21 protein-coding genes are annotated in these 25,509 nt (G+C 71.6%); 7 read left to right on the top strand and 14 right to left on the bottom strand.

Annotated features, from left to right (window positions below; all coding sequences use genetic code 11):
- The first annotated feature begins 47 nt into the window (after positions 1-47).
- Positions 48-1,127: a DUF6397 family protein gene (locus ACSP97_RS05080; RefSeq protein WP_440556481.1), complete on the top strand. Its 1,080-nt coding sequence runs from the start codon at positions 48-50 to the stop codon at positions 1,125-1,127.
- Positions 1,128-1,158: 31 nt separating this feature from the next.
- Here ACSP97_RS05080 and ACSP97_RS05075 read toward each other — a convergent pair whose 3' ends face one another.
- Both ACSP97_RS05075 and ACSP97_RS05070 read right to left on the bottom strand, forming a co-directional pair.
- The gene (locus ACSP97_RS05075; protein ID WP_355154710.1) at positions 1,159-2,028 is read right to left on the bottom strand and encodes an acyl-CoA thioesterase; all 870 of its coding nucleotides are present in this window, start codon (positions 2,026-2,028) and stop codon (positions 1,159-1,161) included.
- Between the two features lie 19 nt (positions 2,029-2,047).
- The gene (locus tag ACSP97_RS05070; RefSeq protein ID WP_355154712.1) at positions 2,048-4,561 is read right to left on the bottom strand and encodes a DEAD/DEAH box helicase; all 2,514 of its coding nucleotides are present in this window, start codon (positions 4,559-4,561) and stop codon (positions 2,048-2,050) included.
- A 145-nt stretch (positions 4,562-4,706) separates the two neighbouring features.
- On the opposite strand from ACSP97_RS05070, the gene ACSP97_RS05065 reads away from it, so the two are divergent.
- The gene (locus tag ACSP97_RS05065; protein ID WP_355154714.1) at positions 4,707-5,501 is read left to right on the top strand and encodes a metal-dependent hydrolase; all 795 of its coding nucleotides are present in this window, start codon (positions 4,707-4,709) and stop codon (positions 5,499-5,501) included.
- A 14-nt stretch (positions 5,502-5,515) separates the two neighbouring features.
- On the opposite strand, the gene ACSP97_RS05060 is transcribed toward ACSP97_RS05065, so the two are convergent.
- The 6 genes from ACSP97_RS05060 to ACSP97_RS05035 form a co-directional block, all read right to left on the bottom strand.
- Entirely contained in the window at positions 5,516-5,779 is a 264-nt protein-coding gene (locus tag ACSP97_RS05060) for a type B 50S ribosomal protein L31 (RefSeq protein ID WP_355154716.1), read from the bottom strand.
- Positions 5,780-5,839: 60 nt separating this feature from the next.
- On the bottom strand, positions 5,840-6,310 hold the full coding sequence (locus ACSP97_RS05055; protein ID WP_355154718.1) for a DUF5709 domain-containing protein: 471 nt from the start codon (positions 6,308-6,310) through the stop codon (positions 5,840-5,842).
- A 210-nt stretch (positions 6,311-6,520) separates the two neighbouring features.
- On the bottom strand, positions 6,521-8,302 hold the full coding sequence (locus tag ACSP97_RS05050; protein ID WP_440556479.1) for an ABC transporter ATP-binding protein: 1,782 nt from the start codon (positions 8,300-8,302) through the stop codon (positions 6,521-6,523).
- Positions 8,299-10,110, bottom strand: a complete 1,812-nt coding sequence (locus tag ACSP97_RS05045) for an ABC transporter ATP-binding protein (RefSeq protein WP_440556476.1) — start codon at positions 10,108-10,110, stop codon at positions 8,299-8,301. Before ACSP97_RS05045 ends, ACSP97_RS05050 begins: the two co-directional genes overlap by 4 nt.
- A 280-nt stretch (positions 10,111-10,390) precedes the next feature.
- On the bottom strand, positions 10,391-12,424 hold the full coding sequence (locus tag ACSP97_RS05040; RefSeq protein WP_440556474.1) for an N-acetylmuramoyl-L-alanine amidase: 2,034 nt from the start codon (positions 12,422-12,424) through the stop codon (positions 10,391-10,393).
- A gap of 229 nt (positions 12,425-12,653) precedes the next feature.
- Positions 12,654-13,982 (bottom strand): M1 family metallopeptidase, encoded by a 1,329-nt coding sequence (locus tag ACSP97_RS05035; protein ID WP_440556473.1) that lies wholly within the window; start codon positions 13,980-13,982, stop codon positions 12,654-12,656.
- A gap of 561 nt (positions 13,983-14,543) precedes the next feature.
- Between ACSP97_RS05035 and ACSP97_RS05030 the strand changes: the two genes are divergently transcribed.
- Positions 14,544-16,154 (top strand): peptide-N4-asparagine amidase, encoded by a 1,611-nt coding sequence (locus ACSP97_RS05030; RefSeq protein WP_440556472.1) that lies wholly within the window; start codon positions 14,544-14,546, stop codon positions 16,152-16,154.
- 82 nt (positions 16,155-16,236) lie between these two features.
- Here ACSP97_RS05030 and ACSP97_RS05025 read toward each other — a convergent pair whose 3' ends face one another.
- Positions 16,237-16,686 (bottom strand): MarR family winged helix-turn-helix transcriptional regulator, encoded by a 450-nt coding sequence (locus tag ACSP97_RS05025; protein WP_355154729.1) that lies wholly within the window; start codon positions 16,684-16,686, stop codon positions 16,237-16,239.
- Positions 16,687-16,800: 114 nt separating this feature from the next.
- Here ACSP97_RS05025 and ACSP97_RS05020 point away from each other — a divergent pair, with 114 nt between their 5' ends.
- Together ACSP97_RS05020 and mltG are read left to right on the top strand one after the other, a co-directional pair.
- The gene (locus ACSP97_RS05020) at positions 16,801-18,606 is read left to right on the top strand and encodes an ABC transporter ATP-binding protein (RefSeq protein WP_355532743.1); all 1,806 of its coding nucleotides are present in this window, start codon (positions 16,801-16,803) and stop codon (positions 18,604-18,606) included.
- A gap of 70 nt (positions 18,607-18,676) precedes the next feature.
- Positions 18,677-19,549: an endolytic transglycosylase MltG gene (mltG, locus tag ACSP97_RS05015; protein ID WP_355154733.1), complete on the top strand. Its 873-nt coding sequence runs from the start codon at positions 18,677-18,679 to the stop codon at positions 19,547-19,549.
- Between the two features lie 40 nt (positions 19,550-19,589).
- On the opposite strand, the gene ACSP97_RS05010 is transcribed toward mltG, so the two are convergent.
- Positions 19,590-20,669, bottom strand: a complete 1,080-nt coding sequence (locus tag ACSP97_RS05010) for an NAD(P)-binding domain-containing protein (RefSeq protein WP_440556470.1) — start codon at positions 20,667-20,669, stop codon at positions 19,590-19,592.
- Positions 20,670-20,740: 71 nt separating this feature from the next.
- Here ACSP97_RS05010 and ACSP97_RS05005 point away from each other — a divergent pair, with 71 nt between their 5' ends.
- Entirely contained in the window at positions 20,741-21,163 is a 423-nt protein-coding gene (locus tag ACSP97_RS05005; RefSeq protein WP_355154734.1) for a secondary thiamine-phosphate synthase enzyme YjbQ, read from the top strand.
- Positions 21,164-21,368: 205 nt separating this feature from the next.
- Here the strand turns inward: ACSP97_RS05005 and ACSP97_RS05000 are convergent, their stop codons facing one another.
- The 3 genes from ACSP97_RS05000 to ACSP97_RS04990 all read right to left on the bottom strand — a co-directional run bounded on the left by ACSP97_RS05000 (position 21,369) and on the right by ACSP97_RS04990 (position 23,083).
- On the bottom strand, positions 21,369-21,734 hold the full coding sequence (locus ACSP97_RS05000) for a DUF6221 family protein (RefSeq protein ID WP_382012770.1): 366 nt from the start codon (positions 21,732-21,734) through the stop codon (positions 21,369-21,371).
- 163 nt (positions 21,735-21,897) lie between these two features.
- On the bottom strand, positions 21,898-22,410 hold the full coding sequence (locus tag ACSP97_RS04995) for a hypothetical protein (RefSeq protein WP_355330046.1): 513 nt from the start codon (positions 22,408-22,410) through the stop codon (positions 21,898-21,900).
- A 73-nt stretch (positions 22,411-22,483) separates the two neighbouring features.
- The gene (locus ACSP97_RS04990; RefSeq protein ID WP_355154739.1) at positions 22,484-23,083 is read right to left on the bottom strand and encodes a hypothetical protein; all 600 of its coding nucleotides are present in this window, start codon (positions 23,081-23,083) and stop codon (positions 22,484-22,486) included.
- Positions 23,084-23,743: 660 nt separating this feature from the next.
- On the opposite strand from ACSP97_RS04990, the gene ACSP97_RS04985 reads away from it, so the two are divergent.
- Positions 23,744-24,550, top strand: coding sequence for an ABC transporter ATP-binding protein (locus ACSP97_RS04985; protein ID WP_355154741.1), 807 nt, complete (start codon positions 23,744-23,746; stop codon positions 24,548-24,550).
- Positions 24,551-25,068: 518 nt separating this feature from the next.
- Here the strand turns inward: ACSP97_RS04985 and ACSP97_RS04980 are convergent.
- Entirely contained in the window at positions 25,069-25,461 is a 393-nt protein-coding gene (locus ACSP97_RS04980; protein WP_440556467.1) for a DUF5997 family protein, read from the bottom strand.
- Between the last annotated feature and the right edge of the window lie 48 nt (positions 25,462-25,509).

Genomic DNA, 25,509 nt, shown 5'->3' with positions numbered 1-25,509 from the left:
GCGAACGCACAAGGCGTGAGCCACTCACTCCACGGGGGAGTACGACCATGTCGGCGAACACCTTCGACCACACCCGCTCCGACACCTGCACGCCGAGCCGGGCCGCCCGGGAACTGGGACTCCAGCGCGGCGAGTTCGACCTGGCGGTCCAGCTCGGCCATGTGCGGACCCTGCCCGACGCGGGCGGCGGAGGGGGCCGGCTGGTGGAGCGCGCGGAGCTCGACCGGCTTCGGGCGCAGGACGGGTTCCCGGACTCCCTCAGCGATCGGGTACGGACCGTGGGAACGGTGGACGGTGCCGCACTCTTGGACGTCCCGGCCGGCCGCTTCACCCGGCTCGCACGGCTGGGTCTCCTCGTGCCCGTCGCGTTCTACGTCAACCGGTACCGGACCGTGGTCTGGCTGTATCTCGCGCAGGAACTGAAGCAGTTCGCAGCGGACGCCGACAACGCGCACCTGCTCAAGGGACGCACACCCGAGACGCTGCGCAGCCAGCTCGCGGACGGACTGGACCTGCGGGCCCGCAACTGGCGCACGCGCCTTGTCGGCTGTCTGCTTCGACAGACCGACGACCCGTGGGCGCGAGCCGGAGCAGTGGCTGCCTTTCTCGCACCGGTCGAGGTCGCCGACGTCGTGAAGGACCCGTACGAGCGGGCCCGGGTGAACCGCTGGCGGCCCGCGCTGCCCGGACAAGCCCTTCCCGGCGCCTCGTCCGGCCATCTCGCCGAGCGAATCACGACCGCGCAGGACGCGGACGAGATCGCGTGGCTGCGCAGCGAGCTCGCCACCTTCGTCGCGGAGGCACGCGCCCTTTCCCCCGCCACACGACCGGCCCCCCGCCGCGCCCGGCTGTCGAGGCGACCGACGGCCCGTCCCATCCCGCCCATGGCACGCACGATCACGGGCGCGGTGCGCCCGCCGGGCGGAGCGGCCGCGCCGCCGGACTGGGGCGCCGAACTGCGCCGGGCAGCCGCAGGGCACATGTTGCAGTGGCCCCGTACGTCGCCCGCACTGCCCGCCCTGCCCACGACCCTCCGGAACCACGGAACCGGACCTACTCCGCCACGCTCCACTCGGCGCCTGCGCGCGTGGCTGCGGCGCGGAAGTCCCCGGCCCGCCGAGGTGTGAGCCTCGCGGCCGAACCTCGGCGGGCGGCCCGCTACAGGGTCCTGAACAGGCCCTCCTGGACGACCGACACGAGCAGCCGCCCCTCCAGGTCGTAGATCCGTCCGCGGGCCAGGCCGCGGCCGCCGGTGGCGATCGGCGATTCCTGGTCGTACAGGAACCACTCGTCGGTGCGGAACGGCCGGTGGAACCACATGGCGTGGTCCAGCGAGGCCATGTCGAAGCTCCGGCGGCCCCACAGCGGTTCGATGGGGATGCGCACCGCGTCCAGGAGCGTCATGTCACTGGCGTAGGTCAGCGCGCAGGTGTGGACCAGCGGATCGTCGCCCAGCGGGCCCACCGCGCGCATCCACACGGCGCTGCGCGGTTCGGCACCCTCGACCTCCTCGGCGGTCCAGCGCAGCGGGTCTGCGTAACGGATGTCGAAGGGCTGGCGGCGCACCATCCGCTCCAACTGCTCCGGCAGTGAACCCAGATGCTTGCGTATCTCCTCGGCCACCGTCGGCAGCGACTCGGGATGCGGCAGCTCCCGGGCCGGCGGCAGCTGGTGCTCGAACGGTCCTTCCTCAGGCTTGTGAAAGGAGGCGGTCAGATTGAAGATCGTGCGTCCCTGCTGCACGGCGGTGACCCGGCGCGTGGTGAACGAGCGCCCGTCGCGGATCCGCTCCACCTGGTACACGATCGGCACGCCCGGACGGCCCGGGCGCAGGAAGTACGCGTGCAGCGAGTGCACCGGGCGGTCCCCGTCGGTGGTGCGGCCGGCGGCGACCAGGGCCTGGCCCGCCACCTGGCCGCCGAAGACACGCTGCAGCGACTCCTGCGGGCTTCGGCCGCGGAAGATGTTGACCTCGATCTGCTCCAGGTCGAGCAGATCGACCAGTCTTTCGGCCGGGTTCGTCGTCATGGGTGGGATTCTCCTGTGGTCACAGCTGGCCGACATCGGTGACGCGTACGACCGCGCGGCCCTCGGCGTCCGAGGCCGCGAGGTCGACCTCCGCGCTGATGCCCCAGTCGTGGTCTCCGTTGGGGTCGTCGAAGATCTGGCGGACCCGCCAGAGACCGTTCTCCGGCTCCTCCTTGATGACCAGCAGCTTGGGGCCGCGGGCGTCGGGTCCGGTGCCGAGGTCCTCGTACTCGTCCCAGTACTTGTCCATCGCCTCGCCCCACGCGTCCGCGTCCCAGCCGGACTCGGCGTCCATCTCGCCCAGTTCCTCGACCTGGTCCAGCGCGGCCAGCTCCACGCGGCGGAAGAGCGCGTTGCGGACCAGCACCCGGAAGGCGCGCGCGTTGGTGGTGACGGGCTTGACCTCGTCGGCCTTCTCCTGGGCCTGCTCGGCGGTCATCTCCTCGGGGTTCGCCAGCTGCTCCCACTCGTCCAGCAGGCTGGAGTCCACCTGGCGCACCATCTCGCCGAGCCACTCGATCAGGTCCTGCAGGTCCTCGGACTTCAGGTCGTCCGGGATGGTGTGGTCGAGGGTCTTGTAGGCGCTGGCGAGGTAGCGCAGCACGATGCCCTCGGTGCGCGCCAGCTCGTAGAAGGACACCAACTCGGTGAAGGACAGTGCCCGTTCGTACATGTCGCGGACGACCGACTTCGGCGACAGCGGGTGGTCGCCGACCCACGGGTGGCTCTTGCGGTAGGTGTTGTAGGCGTGGAAGAGCAGCTCTTCCAGGGGCTTGGGGTACGTGACGTCCTGGAGGCGCTCCATGCGCTCCTCGTACTCGACGCCGTCGGCCTTCATCGCGGCCACGGCCTCGCCGCGCGCCTTGTTCTGCTGGGCGACGAGGATCTGCCGCGGGTCGTCCAGGGTGGACTCGACCACGGAGACCATGTCGAGGGCGTACGACGGCGACTCGGGGTCGAGGAGTTCGAACGCGGCCAGCGCGAAGGTCGACAGCGGCTGGTTGAGCGCGAAGTCCTGCTGGAGGTCGACCGTGAGCCGGACGATGCGGCCCTCGGCGTCGGGCTTGTCGAGCTTCTCCACGATGCCGCCGTCGAGCAGCGAACGGTAGATCGCGATCGCCCGGCGGATGTGCCTCAGCTGCTGCTTGCGCGGCTCGTGGTTGTCCTCCAAGAGATGACGCATCGCCTCGAACGCGTTGCCCGGACGGGCGATCACCGACAGCAGCATGGTGTGCGTGACGCGGAAACGGGACGTCAGCGGCTCCGGTTCCGACTCGATCAGCTTCTGGAAGGTGTTCTCCGACCAGGCGACAAAGCCCTCCGGCGCCTTCTTGCGCACCACCTTGCGCCGCTTCTTCGGGTCGTCGCCCGCCTTCGCCAGCGCCTTCTCGTTCTCGATGACGTGCTCCGGCGCCTGCGCGACGACAAGGCCGGCCGTGTCGAAGCCCGCCCGGCCGGCGCGGCCCGCGATCTGGTGGAACTCGCGCGCCCGCAGGGTGCGTACACGGCTGCCGTCGTACTTGGTCAGCGCGGTGAACAGCACGGTGCGAATGGGCACGTTGACACCGACACCGAGCGTGTCCGTGCCGCAGATGACCTTCAGCAGACCGGCCTGGGCAAGCTTCTCCACCAGGCGCCGGTACTTGGGCAGCATGCCGGCGTGGTGCACACCGATGCCGTGCCGGACGTAGCGGGAGAGGTTGCGGCCGAACTTCGTGGTGAAGCGGAAGTTGCCGATCAGCTCGGCGATCTGGTCCTTCTCCTCACGCGAGCACATGTTGATGCTCATCAGCGCCTGGGCCCGCTCCACGGCCTGCGCCTGTGTGAAGTGGACGATGTACACCGGAGCCTGCTTGCTCTCCAGCAGTTCGGTGAGCGTCTCGGTGAGCGGGGTCAGCTTGTACTCGTAGGAGAGGGGCACCGGGCGGGTCGCCGAGCGGACCACCGAGGTGGGCCGCCCGGTGCGACGGGTGAGGTCCTTCTCGAAGAAGGACACATCGCCCAAAGTAGCGGACATCAGGATGAACTGCGCCTGGGGGAGCTCCAGCAGCGGGATCTGCCAGGCCCAGCCGCGGTCGCCCTCCGCGTAGAAATGGAACTCGTCCATGACGACCTGGCCCACATCCGCGTCCTTGCCGTCCCGCAGCGCGATCGAGGCCAGCACCTCCGCGGTGCAGCAGATCACCGGGGCGTCGGCGTTCACGGAGGCGTCGCCGGTGAGCATGCCGACGTTCTCGGTGCCGAACAGCTTGCACAGCTCGAAGAACTTCTCCGACACCAGCGCCTTGATCGGTGCCGTGTAGAAGGTGACCTCGTCCCGGGCCAGCGCGGCGAAGTGCGCGCCCGCGGCGATCATGCTCTTGCCGGAGCCCGTGGGGGTGGAGACGATCACGTTCGCCCCGGACACCGCTTCGATCAGCGCCTCTTCCTGGTGGGGATAGAGGGTGAGACCGCGCTCCTGGGCCCACGACTCGAAGGCTTCGTACAGGGCGTCGGGGTCGGCGGTCGGCGGCAGCTGATCGATGAGGGTCACGCTCCCATCTTGCCTGGCCTCCTCCCCGATCGGGGAATCGGCTGTGGTCGGCAAGATCACGACGGCTACGCTGTGTCGCCGACGAAGCGTCACGGCACCAGGTCAACTGGACAGCGGCAAAACAGGAATGGGGCGGGAAGCGGCCATGATGGGACCAGCACACTCACTGTCGGGGGCCGCGGCCTGGCTCGGGATCGGAGCGGCCGCCGCCGCGGCCGATCACCCGATGCCCTGGCCGGTCCTCCTGGTCGGCGCCCTGATATGCGCCGGCGCCGCCCTCGCTCCGGACCTCGACCACAAGGCGGCCACCATCTCGCGGGCCTTCGGGCCGATCTCGCACTGGCTCTGCGAGATCGTCGACAAGCTGTCCTACGCCGTGTACAAGGCGACCAGGAAGAAGGGCGACCCGCGCCGCTCCGGCGGCCATCGCACGCTGACCCACACCTGGGTGTGGGCGGTCCTGATCGGCGCCGGCTGCTCCGCGGTGGCGTACACCGGGGGACGCTGGGGCGTGCTGGCGATCCTGTTCGTGCACATGGTGCTGGCGATCGAGGGTCTGCTGTGGCGGGCCGCCCGGGGCTCCAGCAGCGACGTACTGGTGTGGCTGCTGGCGGCGGCCACCGCGTGGATCCTGGCGGGAATTCTCGACCAGCCCGGAAACGGCTCGGACTGGCTGTTCAGCGAGCCCGGGCAGCAGTACCTGTGGCTGGGGCTGCCGATCGTGCTGGGCGCGCTGGTGCACGACATCGGGGACGCGCTGACGGTGTCGGGCTGCCCGATCCTGTGGCCCATCCCGCTGGGCCGCAAGCGCTGGTACCCGGTGGGGCCGCCGAAGGCGATCCGGTTCCGGGCGGGCAGCTGGGTCGAGCTGAAGGTGCTGATGCCCGTGTTCATGGTGCTCGGCGGAGTGGGCTGCGCTGCGGCGCTCAACGTGATCTGAGCCGGCCCAGCGCGTCAGGTGGCGTCGCCCGCGTCCGTCCCGCCGTAGCGGCGCTCGAAGCGGGCGATGCGGCCCTCGGTGTCGACCGTGCGGGCCTTGCCGGTGTAGAAGGGATGGCTCTCCGAGGAGATCTCCACGTCGATCACCGGGTAGCTCTCGCCGTCGTCCCAGTCGATGGTCTGCTCGCTCTGCGCGGTGGACCTGGTCAGGAACGCGTACCCGGCGGCGCGGTCGCGGAAGACCACGGGGTGGTAGTCGGGGTGCTTGTCCTGCTGCATGGCGGCTCCTCGTACGGGGTGGTCGGGCGGGGCGCGGACGGACCGGCGGGGGCCCGCGGGTCAACCGGAGACGGAATCCTCGTCCACGATGTGCATCGCGGCCTCCTCGGCGGAGGCGGCGGCGCCGTCGATACCGACGTCGCTGGCCACGAGGGCGGCCTCCTCGTCCTCGTGCACCCCCTCGTCGGGGGCCACCAGCCGGCCGGAGCGAAGGTCGCCGACCTCGTTGTCGAGGAGTTCCCCATCCGTGCCCTCGCAGTCACCGATGCCGTCGCCGCCCGGGACGTCGCGGTCGGGTGTCTCCTCGGCGAGCCGCTGGTCGAGGGTCTCGCCCGCATGGCGCTCCGCCGCGGTCACACCGTTGTGCTCCACCGCCCACGGCCGTTCCGGGGGAGACCAGCCGCGGTCGAGGGGGTCGTCGACACCGTCGAAGTCCAGAGTGTCCTCGACGTCGAGCACCCCCGAGTCCTCCCGGATCTCCGAGGGATCGGGCTGGTAGACGTCGTCCCCCCAGCTGTCCGCGCTGTCCACGACTACCTCCAGGTGGTGAGGACGGCCGGATGCCGCCGAAACGGGCGGTGGGCCGTCGGCACGCACGGCATGGATGCCACCCGGCGCCCACCAGGTGGTTTTCGGGTGGAACCCGATGCGGTGCCCTTCTCCAGACTTCCACTGCTGCTGACCACCGCGCAACGGCACGCTTCCCGGGCGGCTGTCTTCGAGTCCGCCCGGGCCGGATGCTCAGCCGTGCCAGGAGCTCCACAGGGCCGCGTACGCGCCGTCCGCCGCGACAAGGTCGTCATGGCTGCCCAGCTCGGTGATGCGGCCGCCTTCCACGACGGCGATGGCGTCGGCGTCGTGGGCGGTGTGCAGGCGGTGGGCGATGGCGACGACCGTGCGCCCGTCGAGGACGCGGGCCAGGGAGCGCTCCAGGTGACGGGCCGCGCGTGGGTCGAGGAGAGAGGTCGCCTCGTCCAGGACCAGCGTGTGCGGATCGGCCAGCACCAGTCGGGCCAGCGCGACCTGCTGGGCCTGCGCCGGAGTCAGCGCGAGCCCGCCGGACCCGACCTCGGTGTCCAGACCCTCGTCCAGCGCCCGGGCCCAGCCGTCGGCGTCCACCGCCCCCAGGGCCGCCCACAGCTCGGCGTCGCCGGCACCGGTGCGGGCCAGCAGGAGGTTGTCGCGCAGGGAGCCGACGAAGACATGGTGCTCCTGGTTGACCAGGGCGACGTGCGAGCGCACGCGTTCGGCCGGCATCCGGGACAGTTCGGCACCACCGAGAGTGATCCGGCCGTCCCGGGGCGCGTAGATCCCGGCGAGCAGCCGGCCCAGGGTGGACTTGCCCGCACCCGAGGGGCCGACCAGGGCGAGCCGGGTGCCCGGCGCGACCCGCAGGGACACCTCGCGCAGTACGTCGACGCCCTCGCGGTAGCCGAAGCGCACCCGCTCGGCGTGCACCTCCCGCCCGTCGGGAGCCACCGAGGCGTCCCCCGCGTCCGGTTCGATCTCCCGGACACCGACCAGGCGGGCGAGCGACACCTGCGCCACCTGCACCTCGTCGTACCAGCGCAGGATCAGGTTCACCGGGTCGACGAGCATCTGCGCGATCAGCGCACCCGTGGTCAGCTGGCCCACCCCGAGCCAGCCGTGCAGCACGAGGACACCGCCGACCATCAGGACCGAGCCGAGGACGAGGACGTGGACGGTGTTGATCACCGGGAAGAGCACGGACCGCAGCCACAGTGTGTAGCGCTCCCATCCGGTCCACGCCTTGATCCGCTGCTCCGACAGGGCGACGCGGCGGGCGCCCAGACGGTGTGCCTCGATGGTGTGTCCCGCGTCCACGGTCTCGGCGAGCGCGGCGGCGACGGCGGCGTACCCGGCGGCCTCCGAGCGGTAGGCGGAGGGTGCCCGCTTGAAGTACCAGCGGCAGCCGACCACCAGCACCGGCGCGGCGATGAGTACCGCCGCCGCGAGCGGCGGTGCCGTCACCACGAGCCCGCCGAGCAGCAGCAGCGCCCAGACGACACCGATCGCCAGTTGGGGCACGGCCTCCCGCATGGCGTTGGCCAGCCGGTCGATGTCGGTGGTGATGCGGGAGAGCAGGTCGCCCGTGCCCGCTCGTTCCAGCACGCCGGGCGGCAGCCCGACCGAGCGGACGAGGAAGTCCTCGCGCAGATCGGCGAGCATCCGTTCACCGAGCATGGCACCTCGCAGCCGCACCTGCCGGACGAACCCCGCCTGCACGGCGAGCGCCAGCACGAACAGCGCGACGGTCGGGCCCAGACGCAGCTCCCGTGCCCCGTCCGACACCCGCTGGACCAGGTCACCGAGCAGGTACGGGCCCACCATGGACGCGATCACGGCCACCGTGTTCACGCCGATCAGCAGCAGGAAGGCCCGGCGGTGCCGGCGGAACAACTCGGCGACATAGGCGCGCACGGTCGAGGCCGCGCCGACGGGCAGGGTGGTGGCGGTGGTCGGGGCCGCCGGGTCGTACCCCGGTGGCGCGACGCCGATCATGCGCTCTCCTCGATCTCTTCCAGTTCCCTGAGGGCGTTCCGCAACACACCCTCGTCGTCCGTCTCCCGGGTCACCACGGCCCGGTACCGGGGCTCGCCGTCGAACAGTTCGCGGTGCGTGCCGCTCGCCACGGCCTCGCCCTCGTGGACCAGCACGACCCGGTCAGCGCGGTCGAGCAGCAGTGGCGAGGAGGTGAACACCACCGTGGTGCGCCCCGAGCGCAGCCGGCGCAGTCCGTCGGCGATCCGGGCCTCGGTGTGCGAATCGACCGCCGAGGTCGGCTCGTCCAGCACCAGCACCTCCGGATCGGTGATCAGCGACCGGGCCAGCGCGAGCCGCTGGCGCTGGCCGCCCGAGAGGGACCGGCCGCGCTCGGTGATATGGGCGTCCATCGGGTCGGCGACGTCCACGGATCCCTCCACCAGCGCGTCCAGGACGTCCTCGCACTGCGCGGCCGCGAGGGCCTCGTCGGCCGAGACGGCGCCGGACGCCGGGACGTCGAACAGTTCCCGCAGGGTGCCGGAGAGCAGCACCGGGTCCTTGTCCTGGACGAGGACGGCGGTCCGGGCGACGTGCAGCGGGAGCCGGTCCAGGGGCGTGCCGCCGAGCAGGACCGAGCGGCCCGGTTCCGTGGGGTGGCCGCCGAGCCGTTCCGCGAGACGCCCGGCCGCGTCCGGATCGCCGCACACCACGGCGGTGAGCCGGTCGGCCGGGGCGACCAGTCCGGTGGCGGGGTCGTGCAGTTCACCCCGGGGCACCTCCGTGAGATTGCCGTCCGCCGCGGTGGCGGTGCCGCCAGGGTCGGCCGTGGCGGGTCGGCGCAGTGACAGCACCCGTGCGGTGCGGGTGGCCGAGGGGCGGGAGAAGGAGTAGGACATGGCGATCTCCTCGAAGTGCTGCAGCGGGTAACTGAGCACCATCACCGCGCTGTAGACGGTGACCAGTTCACCGACGGCGATGCGGCCCTGGCGGGCCAGCTGGACGCCGTACCAGACGACCGCGATCAGCAGCAGGCCCGGCAGCAGCACCTGGACGGCGGAGATCAGCGACCACATCCGGGCGCTGCGCACCGCCGCGTGCCGCACCTCCTGGGAGGCGCGGCGGTAGCGGCCGAGGAACAGTTCCTCGCCGCCGATGCCGCGCAGCACGCGCAGTCCGGCGACGGTGTCCGAGGCGAGTTCGGTGGCCCGGCCCGCCTTCTCGCGCTGCACATCGGCGCGGCGGGTCGCGCGCGGCAGCAGCGGCAGTACCGCGAGTGCCACGACGGGCAGCCCGGCGGCGACGACCACGCCGAGCGAGGGCTGGTAGACGAGGAGGCCGATGCAGACGATGACCACGGTCAGCGCGGCGGCGGTGAAGCGGGACACCGCCTCCACGAACCAGCCGATCTTCTCCACGTCTCCGGTGGACACGGCGACCACTTCTCCGGCCGCGACCCGCCGGGTCAGCGTCGAGCCCAGCTCGGCCGCCTTACGGGCGAGCAACTGCTGGACGCGGGCGGCGGCGGTGATCCAGTTGGTGACGGCGGCCCGGTGCAGAAAGGTGTCGCCCACGGCAACGGCCGTCCCGCACGACAGCATCAGGGCACCGGCCAGCGCCAGCCGCCCGCCGGACCGGTCGACGACCGCCTGCACGGCGAGGCCCACGCAGAACGGCAGCGCGGAGACGGCGACGAAGTGGAGCAGCCCCCAGGCCAACGCCTTCAGCTGGCCGCCCAGCTGATTGCGCCAGAGCCACCACAGAAGTCGGGGACCCGAGCGCGCGTCGGGCACGCCCGGGTCGGGATAGGGAAGGTCTTGAATCTGCATGACGTCCAGACGGCTCGTGACGGCGTGTCAGGGAAGGGCGGCAGCCGGCAGGGGCTGCCCGGGACAAGCCGTGAAAGGTTCGCGTCGTGGAGTCGGGAATTTCAAACGGTTTTCGCGCCAAACGGGCGCCATATCGCCAAGAGCGGGCGCGGGCGCGCGGACCGACCGTGACCAGTGGGATGAGCGGAAGTGTTCGGCCCTCTCCGCCGTGGACGGCCCGCTCCCCGGCCCTGGAGCGGGCCGGGGAGAGCGGTGGAGAGCGGCTGACGATCCTGCGGCGTCACTGGTCCGATGAGCGGTCCTGTGTTTCCGTCGGCGTTTCCGCGGATGTTCCCGCCGACGGGCCCGCGGTCACGGGCGCGCCGACCACGTCCACGTCGCTGGAGCGGACATAGGCGATCCGGTTGTCGAACTGGATCTGGTAGTACGTCTCGTTGCCCCTGACCACCGGCTCGGGCGTGTCGACGAAGGACGACCTCGGGACGAACGAGCTGTCGATGGTGCCCTGAGCGACATACCGCTGACCGGCGCGGAAGTGGTAGGGCAGCGGCGCCTCGGGCTCTTCCTCCACGCCCTCGGGGTAAGCCTCCTCCTCCGGCAGCGCACGGCCGAACACCGGGATCTCGTCCACGCCCTCCTTGGGCGTCACCATCTTGCCGACCGCGCCGACCGCCGTCGGGTCCTTCTTCGGGTTCTCCAGCCAGGCCTTGCGCCCCTGGTACCAGATCGCCGTCCAGTCGCCGCGGCGTTCGGCGACCGCGAAGGTCTGACCGGCCGAGGCACGCGAGCCCAGGTCGTCGACGTCCATCGTGGAGGCTCCGCCGTCGGGGTGGCGGCCCGGGTCCTGGATCAGTGGCGCCTTCTCGTCCGGACGGGTGTACAGGCGGACGGCGCTGGAGCCGTGCTTCGCACACGGCGCCCCGGCGCTGCGGCACCCCGTGAACTTGGGCGTGTGGGTGGCGTAGTCCGGCAGGATCGTCACGATGTCGCTGTCCGGCCCGGCCGTGGGCTTCAGTGGCGCCCCGAGGAGGTCGAAGTAGTGCCGCCAGTCCCAGAAGGGGCCCGGGTCGTCGTGCATGTCGGGGATGGAGTCGCCGGTCGGCGAGGGCACGTTGTCATGGCCGAAGATGTGCTGCCGGTCGAGCGGAATCTCGTACTTCTTGGCGAGGTAGCGCACCAGACGGGCCGAGGAGCGGTACATCTGTTCCGTGAACCACGTGCCCGGCTGCCTGAGGAAACCCTCGTGCTCGATGCCGATGGATCGGGCGTTCACATACTGGTTGCCGGAGTGCCAGGCCTCGTCCTTGGTCTGGACGTGCTGGGTGATGTGGCCGTCGCTGGAACGGATCGAGTAGTGCCAGGACGCCTCGGTCGGGTCCTGCACCGTCTGGAACATGCTCGACAGCCTTGCCTCGGTGTCGTGGATGACGATGTACTGGATCTTCTGGTCCCGCGGCCGGTCGGCGAGGTCGTGGTTGCCGTAGTTGCCCTCGTCGTCGATCTCCTCGTACGGCGCCGCCAGCCAGTCGCAGGAGACCTCGGCCGGGCACTCCGTCCCCTTGGCGTGCCGAGGCTTCTCGGTGCGCACGGTGTGGGCGCGCACGCCGGGGTTCGCGGGCAGGGAGACGTCCTGGCCCTCGGCGGTGGTGCGGTGGGCGCCCTTGCGGATCACGGCGAAGACGTCGTTGGCGTAGGTGGCCGCCGAGGTGATGTCGGGCGTGCCGGGGAAACGTTCCACCGCCTCCCACCAGTCGGCCGGATTGTCGCTGAGCGGCTTGCCCAGCTGGCGCTGGGTGGCGGCCAGCAGGGCCGCGCCGCCGCGCACATTGGCCTCGGCGTCGGTGCGCAGGCGCCCGGCCGGGGCGCCGGTCAGCTTCGCGGCGCGCTGCAGGTCGGCGGGCTTGACGGAACGACCGGCCAGGACGCCCTCCGGCGCCGCGGCGGGCGCTCCCGCCGCCCCCGCGCTCGGCCGCAGCGCGCCGCCGCCCTGGCCACTCGGGGAGGGCGCCGTGGCCGGGAACTGGCTGGTGTCCACCAGGTGCATCGGCCCGTAGCCGCCCGCGACGCTGGGCGAGCCGGGATGGGCGTCCCAGCGGGTCTGCACGTAGGACACGCCCATGAGCACGCTGCGCGGCACATGGAAATCGTGGGCGGCGTCGGAGAAGGCGTACTGGAGGCGCTGCTCGGGTGCCTCGTCGTCGGTCATCGGGGTGAGCAGCAGCGGCGCCAGCAGGGCGGCCGCTCCGATGGCACATGCCGTCCTGCGGCACACGCGGATGCCGTTGGGGACACGTGGGGCGGTGGGTCTTTTCATGGCACGGGTCTCCAAACATGTTCATCGCGCTCTATGCAGCCAGGACAAAGGAGTTGCCCCTGACAACCACCCCTCGTACGTTTCCGTGCCCGGCGTGTCCCGTCGCGCCAACCGTCACCGGGGTGGACCAGCGGCCCGGCAGAGGCCACCCGGTCGGCGGCAGCGGCTGCGCCCCGACGACCCGTCAGCGCGGTGGCCCGCGAGGGGACGTGACGGCGGGCCATCCGGGTCAGTCCTGGACCGGGTCGATCCGCCAGTCGGGGTGGCCTGGCATGGGCGGGGTGTGCGGCCCGTAGAGCCAGTCGGTCAGAAAGGGCCCCAGGTCCTGTCGGGCGATCCGGGAGGCGAGGTCGATGAAGTCCCGGGTGCCGGCCGCCCGGCCCCGGTAGGTGCTCACCCAGGACCGTTCGATCCGCTCGAAGGTCTCGGTGCCGACCTTCTCCCGCAGGGCGTACAGCACCAGGGCCGAGCCGTCGTAGCGCATCACCTTGAAGAGCGTGTCGGCGGTGGGTTCGGCGGGCGCACCGTCGTCGTGCCGCCACTGGTCGTGCTGCGCGTAGGCGTCGCGCATCGCGTCCTCCAGGGCGATGCCGCCGTGCGAGGCGGAGTACAGCCGTTCGTAGAAGCGGGCGTGACCCTCGCTCAGCCACAGGTCGGACCAGCGCCGGATGGCGACGCTGTCCCCGGTCCAATGGTGTGTCAGCTCGTGCACGAGGTTGCGTTCGGCGTCGACCCGGTCGCCGAGCAGGTCGTCCTTGGGCAGCACGGACAGCGACTGCGTCTCCAGCGCCACCGGCAGCTCGGTGTCCCCGACCAGCACGCCGTAGCGGGGGAACGGGTACGGGCCGAGCCGCTGTTCGAGCCAGGCGATGTGCTCCGGGGTGAGCGAGCGGTACTCCTCGGTGTCGCCGACCAGGCCGTCCGGGACCACGTCGCGGACCGGCAGCCCGCGCGGGCCGCTGCTGCTGACGATGCGGAACTTCCCGATCGCCAGCTGGACCAGCTGCGCGGCGATCGGCTGCTCGGAGTCGTAGGTCCACTGGACGCGTCCGCCGGGCCGCCGGGCGGTGCTGACGAGGCGCCCGTTGGCGACGGCGCTGATGCCCGCGGGCGTGGTGACGCGGAAGGTGATCGGAGCGCGCAGGCTCGGGTGGTCGTCCGCCGGGAAGATCATGCGGGCGCCGTCGGGCTGGGCGCACACCACGGTGCCGTCGGGTGTGGGAACCCAGCCGTAGTCCCGGATCGCGTCGTGGCGGTGGCGTTGCTGGGTGGGGTCGGCGGTGTAGGCGACGTGGACGGTGAACGCGCGGCCGCGGGGGATCGGGCGGGCGGGTGTGACGACGAGTTCGTCGCCGTCGCGCACGGCCCGCGCGGGCGCGCCGTCGACCGTGACCCGGTGCAGGGTGTTGCCCGCGAAGTCGAGGTCGAAGCGGGACAGGGCCTGGGTGGCGGCGGCGCTGATGGTGGCGCCGGCCTCGAAGGGCGTGCCGGGCGCCTGCCAGTCGAAGTCGAGCGTGTAACGCCGGACCGTGTAGCCGCCGTTCCCGGCGCCGGGCATCAGCGGGTCGCCGATGCCCGGCGCGCCGGGGGACGGCGGTGCTCCCGGGCCGCCCGCCGGGCCGGACGCGGCGGCGCGCCCGGGTGCGGGGGCCGGACCGGGCGCGGATGAGCCGCTCCCTTCGCGGGGGAACAGACCGGTGCAGACGGCGGCGCCGGTGAGGGCGAGCGCGCCGACGACGGCGAGGGCCGCGCGGCGGGGGCGACGCCCCGCTTCGGGCCCCTTTGCCGGGCCTCTCGTCGGGTCCCCTTCGGAACATCCGCCGGGCCCCCTTCCCGGGCCCTCGGCGGGCATCCCCTTCGGCTCTCTCGTCGCTGCCAGCTCGGGGTTTTCCCGGGGGTTGCGTTCGGTTCCCTTTCGGTGTCCCTTCCCGGACCCCTCGCGCGGGGTGCCCGGCGGGTTGCCTGTGGGCGTGGTCTCCATGAGCGCACTATGTCAGTTTGTTACGGTTATAGCACTAAATGTTCGTCAGGGTGACGGGGTGCCAGATGCGCCGTCCGGTGCGGTCGCCCGGCGGCGGATCGTTGCGGCCACGCCCCAACTCGCCGTAGAAATCCGCCCATGAGACAACGGATAGTCATGTCCATGCTGGCGAGCGTGGTCCTCCTGGCGGGCGCGCTCCTCGGCGCCGGGGCCGGGACCGCCCGGGCCGCCGATGTCCCCGCCGAGTTCGGCACCGACTGGCACGACCCGGTCACCGCCGCCCCGCCCGTCGCACGGCCGCACGGCACGTCCTGCCAGGTCACCCTCGCGGACGCGCAGTTCCGCGACTTCACCCCCTACCGGGGCGCGTACACCCCGCCCACGGGCTGCGGCGACCGCTGGAGCAAGGTCGTGCTGCGCCTGGACGGCACGGTGAAGGGCCGTCAGTACGACCGGCTCGGCTATCTGCACGTCGGCGGGGTCGAGATCCTGCGCACTTCCACCCCGGAGCCCTCGCCCGACGGCATCGCCTGGCACGTCGAGAAGGACGTCACCCGCTACAGCGACACCTTCCGCGGCCGGCGGGACGTGGAGATGCTGATCGGCAACGTGGTCGACGACACCTACACCGGCGTCATCGACGTCCATGTCACCCTGACCTTCTACGCGGGCCGCCCCGCCGAGCGGACCCCGGACCGCGTGCTCACCCTCGCCGACACACCCGATGGCACGACGCTCACGACCCCGCGCAACAGCGAACGGATCGTCGCCGAGGTGTACGCCACCGGCTCGGGCGGCGGCTGCGAGGAGTTCTGGTACCTGACGGTGGCCGACCCGGCGTCGTACTCCTGCAAGGCCGACCACGGTCCCTACCGCGAGGTCCAGATCAAGGTCGACGGCCGGCCGGCCGGCATCGCCGCGCCGTACCCGAACGTGTGGACCGGCGGCTGGTCGGACCCCTTCCTCTGGTACGTGATCCCGGCGCCGGGCGCCTTCGACGTCCGGCCGATCGAGTACGACCTCACGCCCTTCGCCGGGCTGCTGGACGACGGCCGGCCGCACCGGGTGGAGGTCTCCGTCGTCGGCGTGCCCTCGGGGCAGGCCGGCTGGAGCGCCCCGGTGAACGTGCTGGTCTGGCAGGACGCGCACCGCGACCACCTCACCGGCGGACTCACCGAGGACAAGGCGGGCGACATCGCCAATTCCTCGGTGTACACGCCCGGTTCGGAGAACCGGGTGGACACCCGGGCGGGGCACCGGCTCACCGTCAGCGGATACCTCGACACCTCCCACGGACGGGTGACCACCACCGTCACCCGCACCCTCGCCAACACCTCCGTCCACCGCTGGACCGACGGCGAGAACACCGACGGCCTGGACGCCACCTGGACCGACGACCAGACCGTCGTCACCGCCGGGGCCGGGCCCGCGCGCTCGACGCGCACGCTGCGGACGTACACGATGAACGGCGCCACCACCATCGGCTCCGACAGCCGGTTGCGCACCGAGCTGACCCTCGGCGACCGCGCCTCGGTGAGTGAACGGCGCGACGGCCGGCGCACGGCGTGGTCACGGCTGGACGACACCTACCGCGGCGACGCGTCGTACCTCCTCGACGCCCCGCGCGACCAGCGGCACGCGGTCGGCACCTCCTCGGAGCGCTACCGGTCGTACGGCTCGGCCGGCTGCTACGACCACTCGCTGGCCACCGCCCAGGGAGTGCTGACGCGGGATCGCAGCGGCTGCTAGCCCGCCGCGAACAGGGCTGGGGCGGCGCGGGGCGAGGTCCTGCGCCGCCCGGACCGGCCGGACGGGCCCGCGCAGCCGCGGGTCAGCAGGGCTTCGCCGCGTCCCCGTCGATCAGGGCGTCGAGCAGGACACCGAACACCTGGCGCTCCTTCTCCGTCAGCGGGGCGAGTATCTCCTCGGCCGCCGAGCGGCGCGCGCCGTGCAGTTCGCGCAGGGTCGCGCGCCCCTCGTCGGTCAGCTCGATCCGGGTCACACGCCGGTTGGCCGGATCCGGTGCCCGGCGGACCTTGCCGCTCGCCTCCAGCCCGTCGACCAGCGTCGTCACCGCGCGCGGCACCACCTCCAGGCGCTCGGCGAGGTCCGCCATGCGCGGCGGCGAGCCGTAGTGCGCGAGGGTGCGCAGCAGCCGGGACTGGGCAGGGGTGACGCCCAGGTCGCGTCGTTCCAGATGGCGTTTCTGGATGCGGTGCACCCGGCGGGTGAGCCGTAGCAACTGCTCGGCGAGCAGTCCGTCGGGATCGGGGGTGGTCATGGCGGAACAATATCAGGATGCAATTCATTGTGAGTATAGGTAACAATGAGCTACGATCCGTTCCGTCATCGTCGGCCGTCCCCGGCCGGCGCCCGTTCACCTCCGTAGGAGCCCATGCATCCCGACCGTGAACTCTCCTCCTGGACTCCGCCCGCCGACGCCGGGGAGCGCCCCCGGCAGTGGCGGCGGATCCTGAAGCTGTTCCGCCCCTACCGCGGGCGGCTCGCGATCGTCGGCCTGCTGGTCGGCGCCGCCTCGCTGGTCTCGGTGGCCACGCCGTTCCTGCTCAGGGAGACCCTGGACGTCGCGATCCCGCGGGGCCGTACCGGTCTGCTGAGCCTGCTCGCGCTCGGCATGATCCTCAGCGCGGTGCTCTCCAGCGTCTTCGGCGTGCTGCAGACGCTGATCTCGACCACCGTCGGCCAGCGCGTCATGCACGACCTGCGCACCGCCGTCTACGGCCGGCTGCAACGCATGTCGCTCGCCTTCTTCACCCGCACCCGCACCGGCGAGGTGCAGTCCCGCATCGCCAACGACATCGGCGGCATGCAGGCGACCGTCACCTCCACGGCCACCTCCCTGGTCTCCAACGTCACCAGTGTGGTCGCCACCGTCGTCGCCATGGTCGCCCTCGACTGGCGGCTCACCATCGTCTCGCTGCTCCTGCTGCCGGCCTTCGTCTGGATCAGCCGCCGCGTGGGCAACGAGCGCAAGAAAATCACCACCGAGCGGCAGAAGCAGATGGCCGCGATGGCGGCAACGGTCACCGAGTCCCTCTCGGTCAGCGGCATCCTGCTCGGCCGCACCATGGGCCGCACCGACTCACTGACCGGTTCCTTCGCGGGGGAGTCCGAGCGGCTGGTCGACCTGGAAGTACGGTCCAACATGGCCGGGCGCTGGCGCATGGCCGTCATCACCATCGTCATGGCCGCCATGCCCGCCGTCATCTACTGGACGGCCGGACTGGCCCTCCGGTTCGGCGGCCCCGAAGCCTCGCTCGGCACCATCGTCGCCTTCGTCTCGCTCCAGCAGGGCCTGTTCCGCCCGGCCGTGAGCCTGCTCGCCACCGGTGTCCAGATCCAGACCTCGCTCGCGCTCTTCCAGCGCATCTTCGAGTACCTGGACCTGCCGATCGACATCACCGAGCGCCCGCACCCGGTCCACCTCGACCGGATCAAGGGTGAAGTCCGCTTCGAGGACGTCGAGTTCCGCTACGACGCCAAGGGCGGCCCCGTCCTCGACGGCGTCGACGTCACGGTCCCCGCCGGCGGCAGCCTGGCGGTCGTCGGCCCCACCGGCGCGGGCAAGTCCACGCTGGGCTATCTGGTGCCCCGGCTCTACGACGTCACCGGCGGACGGGTCACCCTGGACGGGGTCGACGTCCGCGACCTCGACTTCGACACCCTGGCCCGCGCGGTCGGCGTCGTCTCCCAGGAGACGTACCTCTTCCACGCGTCCGTCGCCGACAACCTGCGCTTCGCCAAGCCGGACGCCACCGACGAGGAGTTGCACGCGGCCGCCCGCGCGGCGCAGATCCACGACCACATAGCGGCGCTGCCCGACGGCTACGACACCGTCGTCGGCGAGCGCGGCCACCGCTTCTCCGGCGGCGAGAAGCAGCGCCTCGCCATCGCCCGCACCATCCTGCGCGATCCGCCGGTTCTCATACTCGACGAGGCGACCAGTGCCCTGGACACCAGGACCGAGGCCGCGGTGCAGCAGGCCATCGACGCCCTCTCGGCGAACCGCACGACGATCACCATCGCGCACCGGCTGTCCACCGTCCGCGGCGCCGACCAGATCGTGGTGCTGGACTCCGGGCGCGTCGCCGAACGAGGCACGCACGAGGAACTGCTGGAGCGCGACGGGCGGTACGCGGCCCTGGTGCGCCGGGACGCGCAACTGGAGCCGGCGGGCTGAGGCGCGGGGCGAGAACCGACAAGCTGACTATATGTCGTGATTGCGGTGCTCTGCGTATTACCGTTCCCGCATGCAGACGCTCATTCCGCCACGGAGCAGGATCCGACTGACACGCCGGGGCAGGCTCGTCCTCGTCGTGGCCGGCGCCGTCATGGCCGGCACCGCCGTGGCGGTGCCGCTGCTGACGATGGCCGACGGCCGTGCGGGGTCCCGGCCGGCCGCACTGGTTATCCCGGAGGGCTGGCGCGCCAGTCAGGTCTACGACGCGATCGACAAGGCGCTCGAACTGCCGCCCGGCAGCACCCGCAAGTCGCTCGGCAAGGCGGGACTGAAGCTGCCCAAGGACGCGGCGGGCAACCCGGAGGGCTACCTCTTCCCGGCGTCCTATCCGCTGCGCGAGGGAGCGACCCCCGAGTCCCTGCTGCGGTCCATGGTGGACACCGCCCACCAGAAGTTCGACGGGGCACCGGTCGCGGCCGGGGCACAGCGCAACTCGGTCAACGTCTACCAGGCCGTCACCATCGCCAGCATCGTCCAGGCCGAGGGCGTCGAGAAGGAGGACATGGGCAAGGCCGCCCGGGTCATCCTCAACCGGCTGGCGCGCGGCATGCCGCTGCAACTGGACGCCACCCTCACCTACGCCCTCGGCCGCGCCACCCCGCCCACCACCGAGGAGGACACCCGGGTCGAAAGCCCCTACAACACCTACCAGCGCACGGGCCTGCCGCCGACGCCCATCGGCAACCCCGGCGAGGACGCGATGCGCGCCGCGATCAACCCGACGCCCGGGGAATGGCTGTACTTCGTGACGGTCAAGCCCGGGGACACCCGCTTCACCGCCGACTACACGACCCATATGCGCAATGTGGACGAGTACAACTCCCTGCGCCGCAACGGCGGACAGCGGTCCCCGTCCGCCGCACCGTCCGGCGGGGCCGGCTGAACCGGGGGACCCCATGGAGAGCGGGGTCCTTGGCGGTTCGTCACGCGGCGACCGGGCGGCCCTCCGCCAGCAGCCGCTTGATGTCCCGTACCGCCGCGCGGCCGGCCCGGTTGGCGCCGATGGTGCTGGCCGAGGGGCCGTAACCGACGAGGTGGATCCTCGGGTCGGCCACCGCGCGGGTCCCCTCCACCCGGATCCCGCCGCCCGGCTCGCGCAGCCGCAGCGGCGCGAGATGGCCGAGCGCCGCGCGGAACCCGGTCGCCCACAGGATCACATCGGCCTCGACGTGCCTGCCGTCCTGCCACTCGACGCCGTCCGGGGTGATCCGGTCGAACATCGGCAGCCGGTCCAGCACGCCGTCCGCGAGCCCCTTGCGGATCGCGTCGTTGAGCGGCAGGCCGGTGACCGAGACCACGCTCCGCGGCGGCAGACCCTGACGGACCCGCTCCTCCACCAGCGCGACGGCTGCCCGGCCCGCGTCCGCGTCGAACGGGCCCTCGCGGAAGACGGGAGGGCGGCGGGTGACCCAGGTGGTCGCGGCCGCGTAAGGGGCGAGTTCCAGCAGATGCTGGGTGCCCGAGGCGCCGCCGCCCACGACCACCACCCGCTGCCCGGCGAACTCCTCGGGCCCGGCGTACTGCGCGGTGTGCAACTGACGCCCCCGGAAACCCTCCTGGCCCGGGTAGCGCGGCAGGAACGGCTGGTCCCAGGTGCCGGTCGCGTTGATCAGCGCCCGGGTGGACCAGGTGCCCGCGGACGTCTCCACGAGCAGCCGCCCGCCGTCTCCCTCGCGTACCGCCCGAACCGCCACCGGTCGCCGTACCCGCAGGTCGAAGGCGCGCTCGTACCGGTCGAAGTACTCCCCGATCACCTCGGCCGACGGCCGCGCCGGATCGGCGTCGGTCAGCTCCATCCCGGGCAGCGAGTGCATCCCGTGCACCTTGCCGTACGTCAGCGAGGGCCAGCGGAACTGCCAGGCACCGCCCGGGGCGGGGGAGCGGTCGAGCACCACGAAGTCGCGCTCCGGCTCGAAGCCGGAGCGGCGCAAGTGGTAGGCGCTGGACAGCCCGGCCTGACCGGCGCCCGTGACGACCACCTCGACCTCACGCATTTTGTTCACGCTTCTACCAACAGCGTGCCGTGCGCCCCTCTTCCCGACCGCCGGGCGAGGCATGCGTCAGGATGGAGGGCATGTCAGATGCCTTCACCACCCGAATCGTGAACGTCTCCACCGGCTCCCGCGAGCGCGTGGTCGATCTCACCGGGGACTGCGAGGACTTCCTGCGGGAGGCGGCGGGCGACCGCGACGGCCTGCTGAACATCTTCGTCCCGCACGCCACCGCCGGGATCGCCGTCATCGAGACCGGAGCCGGCAGCGACGACGACCTCCTCGCCACCCTGCACACCCTGCTCCCCGCCGACGACCGCTGGCAGCACCGCCACGGCAGCCCCGGCCACGGCCGCGACCACGTCCTCCCCGCCATCGTCCCGCCGCACGCCACCCTGCCGGTGATCGGCGGCCGCCTGGAACTCGGCACGTGGCAGTCGGTGTGCCTGGTGGACACCAACCGTGACAACCCCGAGCGGAAGGTGCGGCTGAGCTTCCTCGGCTGACCAGGACCGTTCAGCCGGGGGGTGTCGCCGATGCTCCGTACCATGCGCGCTCGAACGGAGAGAGGAAATGTGCGGTACGGACCTCAATGCGGTCGAACGTTCTTACGGCGGATGCGGCAAGTGCCTGCTCGGAGTGCGGCGGCTGTCGCGCGTGAAGCCGGCGACGTCTTCGATGCTTGCTCGATCCCCCCGGTGAGTCCGCGACCTATGCCCGGCCGGAACGACTGAACCTTGGGTCCGGCTCGACTTCCTCCTCGTTCGGCTCCCACTCAGGCCGGAAGTCGGGGTGTGCGGCGTAAGCCGCAACAAGGTGGCGGAGCGGGAGCACAGTCGCAGAGAGCGCAATCATGGCGGGACCGTGAACCATGAAGTCGTCGTGTGCTGCGTCCTGCTGCATCCGCTCCACGAAGCGCAGGACACCTCGTTTGGCGGCGACATCGGCGAGAACCCGGGCCTTCAGCCCTGCGGTGTCCTCGGCCGTGCCGGGCTTCACGGCCTGTGCCGCAGCTTCGTCCTCGTCAGTACGAGCCCGGAGGAAGTTCGCCAGGTCTGCAATGTCGTCATTTCTCATGGGTGGTGCCCCCTCGGTGCACAGCTGAAGGGAGCATCATGCCGGACAGGTCTGACAGGGCTGCTGAACAGCGTGACTGTCAGGGCCAGGAGAATGACGACGAACAGCATCCGTATCAGGAGGCTGACGAGCGGCCCCGGTGAGGGCGCCGGGGCCGTGTTGGCTAGCCGAGGCTGCCGGCGAACTGCCCGCTCTGCGCCTCCTGGGCGGTCAGTTGGAGCGTGCCGCGGTGCGAGACTTCCACCTTGTAGAACTTCTCGCCCTTGGGTACGTCCTCGACCTTGACGTCGAACGTGCAGGTGAGTCCCGAATAGTCAGGGTTCTGGATGGCGCCGGTGGCGATGACATCTCCGCCTGCCCCGTACACGGTGACTCCGGTTCCTTCGCGGATGTCGTCGTATCCGCCGGTGCCCATGCAGCCGCCGTTGTCGTCACTGGTGGCACCCTCGGTGAGCTCAAAGGTGCCTTCGAGGGTGAAGGTACCTGGATCACCGGGGCCGTTCTCGGCGGTGACGGCCCAGGCGGCTCCGACGATGGCGGCGCCGATGGCGAGGCCGAGCAGTCCCGCGGTGAGTGGGCGGACGGGTCTCTTCGCCGGCGACGGAAGTGCGGGTACGGCCGGCGGTTCGGCGGGTGGCGGCGGGGTCGTGGGCTGCGGCGGAAGCTGGTCGGTCATCATTCCCCCTCGGGTTTTGGAGTGCGGAAGGCCCGGCCGCACCCGGGGTGTGGCCGGGCCGGCCTGGACGGGATCAGTCCCAGCCGCCGAGGAGGCCGGCGTTGAGCTGGGTCTGGCAAATGTTGTATCCGCCGGAGGCGTGGCCCTTCTTGGTCTTGTCGCCGATGGTGACGGAGCACTGGATGTCGCCGGAGCCCTGGAGCTGGGCGGTGACGCTGTAGTACATGGCGTCCTTGCTCAGCGGCAGGGTCGCGGTGAACTCGCCGTCGGCGAACTTGCCCTTGCGGTTGTCGCTGTCGGAGCCGTAGGTGATGTCGAGCGGGCCGAGGGCGCCGGCGGGAGCGGTGCCCCACACCTTGAATACGACGGTCTTCTTGTCGCTCTTGCTGTCGCCGCTGTTCTTGGTGTCGTCGGTCTTGCCGCCGCCGGCCGGCTTGTCGTCCTTCTTGGTGCCGGTCTTGCTGCTGCCGTCGGCACTGCTGCTGCTCTTGTCGCTGCTGCTGCCGCCCCCGGCCAGGGCGGCGATGATGCCGATGACGACGAATAGGCCGACGATGCCGAGGCATCCGAACCCGATGATCTTGCCCGCGCCGCGCTTCTTCGGCGGCGGAGGCGGCGGCCCCCACGGTTGCTGCGGGTTGGGCTGGTACTGCGGATTCTGCGGCTGGCTCATGGTGTCCCCTGAGGTATCTGTGAGTTGCGTGTGTGACACGTGAAGACACCGTGTGGTTGCTGTGTCAGTGGGAAAGTGACCGGCTCGTGACAACCCGTCGAATCGGCGGCCGTCACCTGCCCAACGGTTCGAGAGCAGCCCCACGATCCCGACGGCAGGCGGCCACCCCCGCCGCCTCGTCGTGCACTTGGCGGACACCGTCCGCAGCCGTCGGTGCGAGCCCGCACGGCGGCCCGATGCCGCTCCTGCTCCAGCTCGCCGTCACCACGATGGTCGTGACGGCGCGGAGATCTGCCGCCGCACGGGCGGCACTCGTACTCGGTGCAGGGGAACTCAGGGTGCTTCGGCGGGCCTGGCCAGTCCGACCGGTTCCGGTCGGCTCATGGAACTCCATGTAGCCGGTGCGAGAGTTCGGGATGTGCCGTACGCCTGGGCGGGCGTCGGCGGTGCTGGTGGTGCACGGTGGCCGGGGGCAGGCCGATCACCGAATGCCTGTGCTTGTGGTCGTGGGAGGTGCCGGTCCGGTTGGTCGGTGCTGTCTCTCGCCGGGTAAGTGCCCGTCTACGCTGAGGGTTGCCCTAACTCGCGATGCGAGAAGCGGGACCGCGGGCAGCGTGGGCACCGGGCTCGCCGGGCCGCCCGATCGCCTACCCTGCCAGCGTGACCGAAACTCAGGAGCCCCGCGCCGTCGTCGCGGTGACGGACGTCGCCGTTCACCGCCGTACCACCGGACAGGAGATCGTCCTCGACGGGATCAACTGGACCGTTCGGCCAGGCGAGCACTGGGCGCTGCTAGGGGCCAACGGGGCCGGCAAGACCACCCTGCTCCGGCTCGTCGGGGCCGTCATGTACCCCACCGCCGGCACGGTCGAAGTCCTCGGTGACCGGCTCGGCCACGTCGACATGCGCGAGCTGCGAGCGCGCGTCGGCCTGGTGTCCGCCGCCCAGAAGGTCCCGCTGGACGCCACCGCCCACACCGTGGTCCTCACCGGGGCGACCGGCACCGTGCAGCCGCTGTGGCGGGAGTACGACACCGCGATCCGCGAACGCGCCCACGACCTGCTCGCCGAGCTCGGGTGCAAGGAGTTCGCCGACCGCCGATTCGCCGACTGCTCGGGCGGTCAGCGCGCCCGGGTCCTCATCTGCCGTGCCCTGATGGCGGATCCGTCACTGCTCCTGCTCGACGAGCCGTTCAACGCCCTCGACCTCCCGTCCCGCGAGGACCTCGTGGACGCACTGCACCGGCTGGCGGCCGACCGGCCCGACCTCGCCACGATCACGGTCACCCACCACCTGGAGGAGCTGCCGCCCAGCACCACCCACGCCTTCCTCCTCAAGGAAGGCCGCGAGCTGGCCTCCGGCCCGGTCGAGGGGGTGCTCACCCCGGACAACATGACGGCTTGCTTCGGGCGCCCCATTCACGTGGCCCGCCACGACGGCCGGTGGTACGCGCGCTCGGGCCGCTGATGCCGTGACTCCGCGCGCCGGGCGCATTGTCAGTGCCCCCGGCCGAGGTCGCGGACGCGCGGCCGGCTTCCGGGGTGTCCGGCACCGTAGGGCAGCTGCATCCCTGCCGCGTCGGCCGCGCAACGCCTGATCATCTGCCGATGCCGCCTGGTCGGGGGTCGGGTGGAGGCCGGGCGGAGGTTGGGCGGAGGGTTCCCTGGCGGGGGGCCCGTTCACTGGGTGTGTGGTGAATCGGGGGTGAGCGCGGTGGACGTCGGTGGTGCGGGCGCGCCGGTCGTGGCGATCGTCGGGGTGGCCGGGACCCTGTTGTCGGCGCTGCTCACCCAGCGTGCCGCGGAGCGCAGCAGACGGCACGAGCAGGAGCGGGCCGAGCGGGCGCGGGCCCGCGACAGCGCCCGCGCGGTGCCACACCTCGCCGAACGGCCGCACGGCGCGGCGCGGTTTGAACCGGCCACCGACAGCGCCCTCCGGCGGGGCGGAGGGCGCTGGGGAAAAGCAGTGGGCGGGGCCGGGAGGGGTCAGCCCTCGGCCGACTCCTGCTCCTGCTTGCGGGCCTTGAGACGCGCGGCCTCCTTGCGGACCTCGGCCTGGGTGGCCCGCTCCTTCTCCAGCCACTCGGGCCGCTCCTGCTTGAGCGCCTCGATCTGCTCCGTGGTGAGCGGCTCGGTCACGCCGCCGCGCGCCAGACCGGCGATGGACACGCCGAGCTTCGTGGCGACCACCGGACGCGGGTGGGGGCCGTTGCGCCGCAGCTCGCTCAGCCACTCCGGCGGCTCGGCCTGGAGCTGGTTCAGCTCGGCACGCGAGACCACGCCCTCCTGGAAGGAGGCGGGGGTGGCGGGGAGGTACACACCCAGCTTCTTCGCCGCGGTCGCGGGCTTCATCGTCTGGGTGCTCTGCTGCGACTTCATGAGACAAGGGTATCGGCCACGGACGCGGGGACCGACCACAGCCGGTGA

Origin of the sequence: Streptomyces sp. SCPE 10 (genome assembly GCF_051980735.1) — a bacterium.
Classification (GTDB): domain Bacteria; phylum Actinomycetota; class Actinomycetes; order Streptomycetales; family Streptomycetaceae; genus Streptomyces; species Streptomyces misionensis.
Note: the sequence above shows the minus strand (reverse complement) of the source record. Positions and strands in the feature narration are given on the sequence as shown.